The 7,719-nt window shown below is 70.5% G+C and carries 6 protein-coding genes and 1 pseudogene; 3 read left to right on the forward strand and 4 right to left on the reverse strand.

The features are described 5' to 3' along the window. Positions 1-29: 29 nt before the first annotated feature. The 3 genes from CCR97_RS16990 to CCR97_RS17000 all read right to left on the reverse strand — a co-directional run bounded on the left by CCR97_RS16990 (position 30) and on the right by CCR97_RS17000 (position 3,295). Positions 30-995 (reverse strand): prephenate/arogenate dehydrogenase family protein, encoded by a 966-nt coding sequence (locus tag CCR97_RS16990; RefSeq protein ID WP_111356701.1) that lies wholly within the window; start codon positions 993-995, stop codon positions 30-32. Positions 996-1,155: 160 nt separating this feature from the next. After that, positions 1,156-2,253, reverse strand: coding sequence for a histidinol-phosphate transaminase (hisC, locus tag CCR97_RS16995; protein ID WP_111356694.1), 1,098 nt, complete (start codon positions 2,251-2,253; stop codon positions 1,156-1,158). Between the two features lie 142 nt (positions 2,254-2,395). Further along, positions 2,396-3,295, reverse strand: a complete 900-nt coding sequence (locus tag CCR97_RS17000; RefSeq protein WP_111356695.1) for a chorismate mutase — start codon at positions 3,293-3,295, stop codon at positions 2,396-2,398. A gap of 251 nt (positions 3,296-3,546) precedes the next feature. On the opposite strand from CCR97_RS17000, the gene metX reads away from it, so the two are divergent. Together metX and metW are read left to right on the forward strand one after the other, a co-directional pair. Further along, a complete protein-coding gene (gene metX / locus CCR97_RS17005; RefSeq protein WP_111356696.1) occupies positions 3,547-4,746 on the forward strand; it encodes a homoserine O-acetyltransferase MetX in 1,200 nt (399 codons plus the stop codon). A gap of 60 nt (positions 4,747-4,806) precedes the next feature. Then, positions 4,807-5,436 carry a methionine biosynthesis protein MetW gene (gene metW, locus CCR97_RS17010; RefSeq protein WP_201159689.1) on the forward strand — a complete coding sequence of 210 codons (630 nt, stop codon included), beginning with the start codon at positions 4,807-4,809 and terminating at the stop codon, positions 5,434-5,436. Here the strand turns inward: metW and CCR97_RS17015 are convergent. Continuing rightward, positions 5,420-6,298 carry a hypothetical protein gene (locus CCR97_RS17015; protein WP_146618711.1) on the reverse strand — a complete coding sequence of 293 codons (879 nt, stop codon included), beginning with the start codon at positions 6,296-6,298 and terminating at the stop codon, positions 5,420-5,422. The genes metW and CCR97_RS17015 overlap by 17 nt on opposite strands. Before the next feature lie 341 nt (positions 6,299-6,639). Here CCR97_RS17015 and CCR97_RS17020 point away from each other — a divergent pair. After that, positions 6,640-7,719, forward strand: a pseudogene (locus CCR97_RS17020) (hypothetical protein); the annotation flags it as partial.

Here is a 7,719-nt window from a genome sequence, read left to right on the forward strand (position 1 = left end):
GCGCGAGCCACCGAGCGCGACAGGAACCCCTATTCCCCGTCCGCCATGTAGGGGCGCGGCAGCGGCGGCATCTTCTTCTGGTGCGGGCGGCCGAAGTCGGGCGCATCGGAATCCTGGCCGATCTGGACGATGCCGCGGCGGATGGCGCGGGTGCGGGTGAACAGATCGAACAGCGTGTCGCCGTCGCCGCGGCGGATCGCCCGGGTGAGCTTGGACAAATCCTCGCCGAAGGTGCCGAGCATCTCAAGCACGGCATCGCGATTGGCGAGGAAGATGTCGCGCCACATGGTCGGGTCGGACGCCGCGATGCGGGTGAAATCGCGAAAGCCGCCGGCCGAGAACTTCAGCACCTCGGAGCGCGTTACCTGGCCGAGCTCGTCGGCCGTGCCGACGATCGTGTAGGCGATCAGATGCGGCAGGTGGCTGGTGATGGCGAGCACGAGGTCGTGGTGCTCGGGCGTCATCGTCTCGACATTGGCGCCGATGGCGCTCCAGAAGGTGGCGAGCTTGTCGGTCGCGGCCGGATCGGTGCCTTCGGGCGGCGTGAGAATGCACCAGCGGTCGATGAACAGCTCGGGAAAGCCCGCATCGGGCCCCGAATTCTCGGTGCCGGCGACCGGATGGGCCGGGACGAAATGAACGTGGCCCGGCAGATGCGGCGCGACGTCCTTCACCACGGCGGCCTTCACCGAGCCGACGTCGGAGATGATGGCGCCCGGCGCGAGGCGCGGCGCGATCTCGGCCGCCACGGCGCCGCACTGGCCGACCGGGATGCAGAGGATCACGAGGTCGGCGCCGTCGACCGCGGCCGCGTTGGTGTCGACCACCCGGTCGGCGATGCCGAGTTCGGCGACGCGCGCCCGCGTCGGGCCGGAGCGCGCCGTCGCCACGATGCTGCGCACCACCCCCTGGGCGCGTGCCGCCCGCGCGATGGAGGAGCCGATCAGCCCGACGCCGATCAGCGCCATGCGATTGAACAGGGGTTGGGTCATCAGTCTTGTCTCAGGCTTCGCGGTCATGGCCGGGCTCGTCCCGGCCATCCACGCTCTTGTCGACGCCACGCCGGAAAGACGTGGATGCCCGGCACGAGGCCGGGCATGACGAGTCTCGGGTCGGGGGCAGCGCCGCCGCGCCGCGCTGCCGGTGACGAGTCTGCTACCCCGCCATGAACTCGGCGAGGGCGGCGACGACGAGGCGGTTGGCCTCCTCGCCGCCGACGCTCATGCGCAGCGCGTTCGGCAGGCCGTAGCTCGCGACCGAGCGCAGCACCAGGCCGCGGCTCGTGAGAAAGGCGTCGGCTGCCTGCGCGGTCTTGCCGCCCTCTGCCGGGAAGTGGATCAGGAAGAAGTTGCCGACGCTCGGCGTCACGGTGAGGCCGAGCTTGGCGATCTCCTCGGAGAGCCACGGCAGCCAGCGGTCGTTGTGGGCGCGCGAGCGCTCGACATGCTCGGCGTCGCGCACGGCCGCGATGCCGGCCTCGATCGCCGGAGCGCCGACATTGAACGGCCCGCGCACCCGGTTGACGGCGTCGACGATGTGGGCCGGCCCGACCATCCAGCCGAGCCGCAGCCCGGCGAGCGCGTAGATCTTCGAGAAGGTCCGGCACATCACGACGTTGTCGCTCTCGGCGACGAGCTCGAGCCCGGTCGAGTAGTCGTTGCGGCTCACATACTCCGCATAGGCGGCGTCGAGGACGAGCAGGATGTCGGGGCGCAGGCCGCGATGCAGCCGCTTCACCTCGTCATAGGGGATGTAGGTGCCGGTCGGGTTGTTGGGGTTGGCGAGGAAGATCACCTTGGTGCGCGGCGTCACGGCGGCCAGGATGCCGTCGACGTCGGTGGTCAGGTTCTTCTCCGGCACCGAGACGGGCTTGGCGCCCGTTCCCATGGTGGCGATCGGATAGACCAGGAAGCCGTATTGCGAGTGGATCGCCTCGTCGCCGTCGGCGAGATACGCCCGCGCGATAAGGTTGAGGAGATCGTCCGAGCCGGCGCCGCAGATGATGCGGTCCGGATCGAGCCCGTAGACGGCGCCGATCGCCTCGCGCAGCCGGGTCGACGCGCCGTCCGGATAGTCCTCGAGATGCTCGGCGACGCTCCTGTAGGCCTCGACCGCCTTCGGGCTCGGGCCGAGCGGCGACTCGTTCGAGGAGAGCTTGAACACCTTGGCGACGCCGGGGGCGCCGCTCTTGCCGGGCACGTAGGCGGAAATCGACAGGACGCCGGGACGCGGCTGCGGACGAACGTTGGACATCACAAGACCTTCGGCAGAATGCACGGTTCTCTCTTCCGTCATGACCGGGCTCGTCCCGGCCATCCACGTCTTCGGTCCTGCGAGGGCGGAAAGCGCGTGGATGCCCGCATGCGCGGGCACGGCGTATCGACTGCGGCGGACGTCAGTGCCCGGTCGGGACCAGGGCGCCGTCCGCCGAGACGGTATAGCGGGTCGCGTGGCCGCCGACCATGGCCTGGGCGCGGACCGAGGCCCCCGCCCCGATCAGGGCCGCCGTCACCTCCTCGATGGTGCGGCCGGCCGGCACCGAGACGAGCAGGGCCGCCCCGTCGAAGGCGCCGTCGGGCACCGCCACAACCTCGGCGAGCATGCCGGCGGCCTGCGCGGCCTTCAGGCTCCAGCCCGACACCCGCACGCTGTACAGCCGGACCTCGGTGACGAGCGCATCGGGATGCGGCCGGGCGACGGCGAACACCGGCAGCCCGGCCGGGTGATCGGCGCGCTCGACGAAGGGCAGCCGGGCGATGATCTTCGGCGCGTCCGGGGCCTCCAGCGCCGCCCACCAGGCGCCGCCGGACGGGCTCGTCGCCGGCACCAGGCCGAGGTCGCCATGGGCGCCGTCGAGCGCCCGGAACACCCCTGCGACCCCGAGATGCCCCTCGAACGGCACCGTGAAGCCGAAATGGAAGCGGGCGCTGTCCCGCATTGCCGCCTCGCCGGTGGAGAGGTCGGCATGCACCCGGTACGGGGCCTGCACATAGGTGAAGGTCGCGATGATGACGCGCAGAATGCTCTCGGCGGTGTCGAGCGGTAGGATGCCGTGGTGGCGCTCGACCAGACGGCGCATCATGTCGGCCTCGCGGGCGGGCCGGAACGCCGAGCCGGTCTCGGCCGTGCGCTTCACCTCGATCAGCCGCGCGATGATCTCGCCGCGCTCCATCAGGAGCCGGTGCATCGCCTCGTCGATGCGGTCGATCTCGGCCCGCAGCGCTGGCAGCGACACCGGCGGCGGCGCGGATGCGGCGGACGACGACGCGGGCGATGCGGGGGATCTGGCTTCCATGACGGCCTCCGGGGCGCGGGCTTGTCGCCCATCTCACGGATGTGGTTGATAATTTGCAGCCGGCGCGAACGCAAAGAAAACATTGACAGGGCGCCGCCCCGCCCTATGTAAGCCCGACCCGTGTCGCCCCTCGGGCGCCCGTGCGGCGTCGCTTGCCGGTTGTGCGAAACCCGGTTTCCGACCACCATGGGCGGTTCCACCCCCGCGATGGTCGCCCGCAGCGACACGACGAGAGGCCGGTTTCGACCGCGATGAGCACCACCCCCGCCGAGGCCGAGATCAAGACCGACAGGAAACTCCCCGTGCTGGTGCGCGAGGCCGACCATCCGCGCTCCAAGCTCGCCGTGTTCGACCAGCGCCGGCCGCTGCAGCTCGACTGCGGCGTCGCGCTGTCGCCGTTCCAGGTCGCCTACCAGACCTACGGCACCCTCAACGACGACAGGAGCAACGCCGTCCTGGTCTGCCACGCCCTCACCGGCGACCAGCACGTCGCCAACGTCCATCCGGTGACCGGCAAGGGCGGCTGGTGGGACATCATGATCGGCCCGGGCCGGCCGATCGACACCGACCGCTACTTCGTCGTCTGCTCCAACGTGGTCGGCGGCTGCATGGGCTCGTCTGGCCCCTCCTCGACGAACCCGCTGACCAGCGAGCCCTACGGGCTCGACTTCCCGGTCATCACCATCAAGGACATGGTGCGGGCCCAGACCATGCTGCTCGACCACCTGGGCATCGACTCGCTGTTCGCCGTGGTCGGCGGCTCGATGGGCGGCATGCAGGTTCTGGAGTGGTGCGCGAGCTATCCGGAGCGCGTCTTCTCGGCGCTGCCGATCGCCACGGCGCCGCGCCACTCGGCCCAGAACATCGCCTTCCACGAGGTCGGCCGCCAGGCCGTGATGGCCGATCCGGAGTGGCGCAACGGCCGCTACTTCGTCGAGGGCACGAGCCCGCGCCGCGGCCTCTCGGTCGCCCGCATGGGCGCGCACATCACCTACCTGTCCGACACGGCGCTGCACCGCAAATTCGGTCGCCGCTTCCAGGACCGCGACAACCCGACCTTCTCGTTCGACGCCGACTTCGAGGTGGAGAGCTATCTGCGCTACCAGGGCTCGACCTTCGTCGAGCGCTTCGACGCCAACAGCTATCTGTATCTCACCCGGGCGATGGATTACTTCGACCTCGCCGGCGACCACGGCGGGGTGCTGGCGAACGCCTTCCGGGGCACGCGCACGCGGTTCTGCGTGATCTCCTTCACGTCGGACTGGCTGTTTCCCAGCGCCGAGTCGCGCGCCGTCGTGCACGCCCTCAACGCCGGTGGGGCCCGCGTCTCGTTCGCCGAGATCGAGAGCGACAAGGGCCACGACGCCTTCCTGCTCGACGAGCCGGAGCTGTTCGCCATCGTGCGCGGCTTCCTCGATGCCGCCGGCCGCGCCCGCGGCATCGTGGTCTGAGGAGATCTTCAGCGTGAGGTGCTTGCCGTGATGCTGTCCCGCGCGCCGCGCGACCTCACCATGGCCGAGACCGTCCGCGGTCCCGGCGGGGCTCGCGTCGACCTGCTGCTCGTGTCCGAGATGGTCGAGCCCGGCTCGCGCGTCCTCGACGTCGGCTGCGGCGACGGCGAGCTCCTGCGGCTGCTCGAAGCGCGCGGCGTCGACGGGCGCGGCATCGAGCTGTCGCGCGAGGGCGTCAACGAGTGCGTCGCCAAGGGCCTCGCGGTGATCCAGGGCGACGCCGACACGGATCTGGCGAGCTATCCGGACGACGCCTTCGACTACGTGATCCTGTCGCAGACCCTGCAGGCGACGCGGCGGCCGCGCGACGTGATCGAGCACATGCTGCGCATCGGCCGGCACGCCATCGTGTCGTTTCCGAACTTCGGCCACTGGCGCATCCGCCTGCAGATCCTGCTCTACGGGCGCATGCCGCGCACCGCCAACCTGCCCGAGACGTGGTACGACACGCCCAACATCCACTTCTGCACGATCAAGGACTTCAACGACATGTGCGCGCTCACCGGCGCCCGCATGGAGAAGGCCGTGGCGCTCGACCCGTGGGGCACGGCGCTGAAGATCGACGCCCCGTGGTGGTTCTGGAACCTGTTCGGCGAGCAGGCCGTGTTTCTGCTCAGCCGCAAGCCCTGACGTCGGAGCCGGCGCCGGGCGGAGATCCGACGAGCCGCCGGGTCCAGGCGAACTCCAGGCCGATCCACAGACGCAAGCGCGCGAAGCGGGCCGCGTCGATCGTCAGCCGGCCCTTGGGCTCGAAATCGAGCCAGCCGTTCGCCGCCGCCGCGCCGAACAGCTTTCGCACATGGGTGCGCGACACGTCGAACCGCTCCGCGACCTCCGAGAGCGGCACCACCGTCGACATCCCCTGGGCCGACGTCTCCGACCGGCCGAGCACATCGAGCAGCACGGCATAGCCGCAGTGCCGATCCATGAAGCCGCGGATCTCGGGGAACTGTTGGAACAGCAGGAAGCGGCTGTTCCGATAGGCCTCGACATTGCCGCGCACGAACCCCTCGAGAACGCCGTCGGTCCGGGCCCATTCGGCGGCCGGCTTCGGCCACGGCACCACGGGCTCCATGGCCGACAGGCGGGTGGCGAGGCTGTCCTTCATGGTGTCGATCAGCGCCGGCGTCGGCCGCACCGGATGCGCCTGCCCGGCGCCACCGGGGTCGTCGACCACGATCATGCCGCCGCGCCGCAGCGCAAAGATCGCGTTGCGCACCGCCGTCGCCCCGGCGAGCCCGCCCTCCCCGCACATCGCCACGAGCCGGCTCGCATTGGCGCTCCCCGGCGCGTGCATGTCGAGATAGAGGACCAGCATCGCGACCGCGAACGTGATCGTGTCGACGACGCCGGTGAGCCGCGTGAAGCCGACCGAGTGGAAGTCGGCGAGGCCGCTGCAAAACGCCTGCATCGCAGGATCGAACTGCGGATGAGCCGCATAGGACTCCGCTTCGCGGAGCAGCGCGGCGTGATCAGGACCGGACTCGCTCAAACGAACGGCTCCGACATGATCACGTGGACCGGCAGCAGGCACAACGGAGCCGTCGCGTCGCAGTCAGTCGGATTGTTGGCGGAGAGACCATGGTGGTTTGTTCCGTTGATGCTCCCATCCGACCGGGTACCCTGCGTCACTTAGACCAGGATTAAACGTCATCGGAACGGGGGGTTCAACCGTCCGCGGCGTGTCCAGGACGCTCGCGCCGGTCCCGGTAGGACGGCGCGTCGATGCTTGCGCACGCGCAGACGTGAGTGAGCCGGAGTGGGGGCATCTGCAGTCAGCACCGACCGGGGGCTGCGGCAGACCGCAACGACAGTCATGGACGGGGGGCGCCGATGACCATCTCGCGCAACGATGTCGCTTGTCCGCCGCTCGCAGCGGCACGGCGCGGCTTTGGGGAAGCCCCCGTGGGGCGGTGGCCAGGCGACCGGCCGCCGAACATGCTCCTCGTCGGGAGCACGGCTCTCGTTGTGATGGCCGGCGTGCTGATACCCGGCGCCGCCCACGCCCAGTTCGTCTGCAACCAGAACGGAACGGCCGGCCTTGGCGGCGGCGGCAGCACGGCCGTCGTCGGCAGCGACGTGGCCTGCGGGATCAACAACACGGCGAACGGCGGCGGCGCGGTCGCATTCGGCAACACCAGCCAAGCCAGCGGCACAAATGCGCTCGCAGTCGGAGCATTTACGACGGCGATCGGCACCTACAGCTCGGCTTTCGGAGTCAGCGCCAGCGCGACCGCGGTGTTCGCGACCGCCATCGGTAACGCCAGCGCGGCGTCGGGCGGGTCCGCCACGGCGGTCGGCGTTCTCAGCGGGGCGACCGGCGACGATGCCGCCGCGGTCGGCAGCCGAGCCGAAGCGAGCGCCGAGGGTGCCGCGGCGGTCGGCAGCCGGTCCAAGGCGAGCGCCGAGCGCGCCGCGGCGTTCGGCAGCTTCGCCCAGGCGACCGGCGTATCCAGCGCGGCCGTCGGCACCTTCAGCAGGGCGTTCGGCGACTTTGCCTCGGCACTCGGCTCCTACGCCCTGGCGAGCGGCCAAACCAGCGCCGCCGTCGGTTACTCCAGCAACGCGGCGGGCACGGCCAGCTCGGCGATCGGCGTTGCGAGCTACGCGAGCGGCGACTTCGACACCGCACTCGGAAGCTACGCCAGGGCCATCGGTGAGACCAGCACTGCCGTCGGCTCGGCGAGCTTTGCGAGCCGCCTATACAGCACGGCTGTGGGAGCCTCCGCCTCGGCGACGGGCCTGAGCAGCGTCGCGTCCGGATACCGGAGTGCCGCCGCCGGGGACTACAGCACGGCGACCGGCGCCGACGCGCAGGCCCTCGCCGAAAGCTCGATCGCCATCGGTGGCGCCGCCGCGCCCGGCCCCGGCGGTGCGGCGTTCGTCGCTTCGACCGCGACCCGCGGCATCGCG

The organism is Rhodoplanes elegans (assembly GCF_016653355.1).
Lineage (GTDB): Bacteria > Pseudomonadota > Alphaproteobacteria > Rhizobiales > Xanthobacteraceae > Rhodoplanes > Rhodoplanes elegans.

What these genes read in the sequence shown, in the direction of transcription:
- hisC (WP_111356694.1), bottom strand. Translation starts at nt 2,253, where the DNA reads ATGTCCAACGTTCGTCCGCAGCCGCGTCCCGGCGTCCTGTCGATTTCC.
- metW (WP_201159689.1), top strand. Translation starts at nt 4,807, where the DNA reads ATGGCCGAGACCGTCCGCGGTCCCGGCGGGGCTCGCGTCGACCTGCTG.
- metX (WP_111356696.1), top strand. Translation starts at nt 3,547, where the DNA reads ATGAGCACCACCCCCGCCGAGGCCGAGATCAAGACCGACAGGAAACTC.
- CCR97_RS17000 (WP_111356695.1), bottom strand. Translation starts at nt 3,295, where the DNA reads ATGGAAGCCAGATCCCCCGCATCGCCCGCGTCGTCGTCCGCCGCATCC.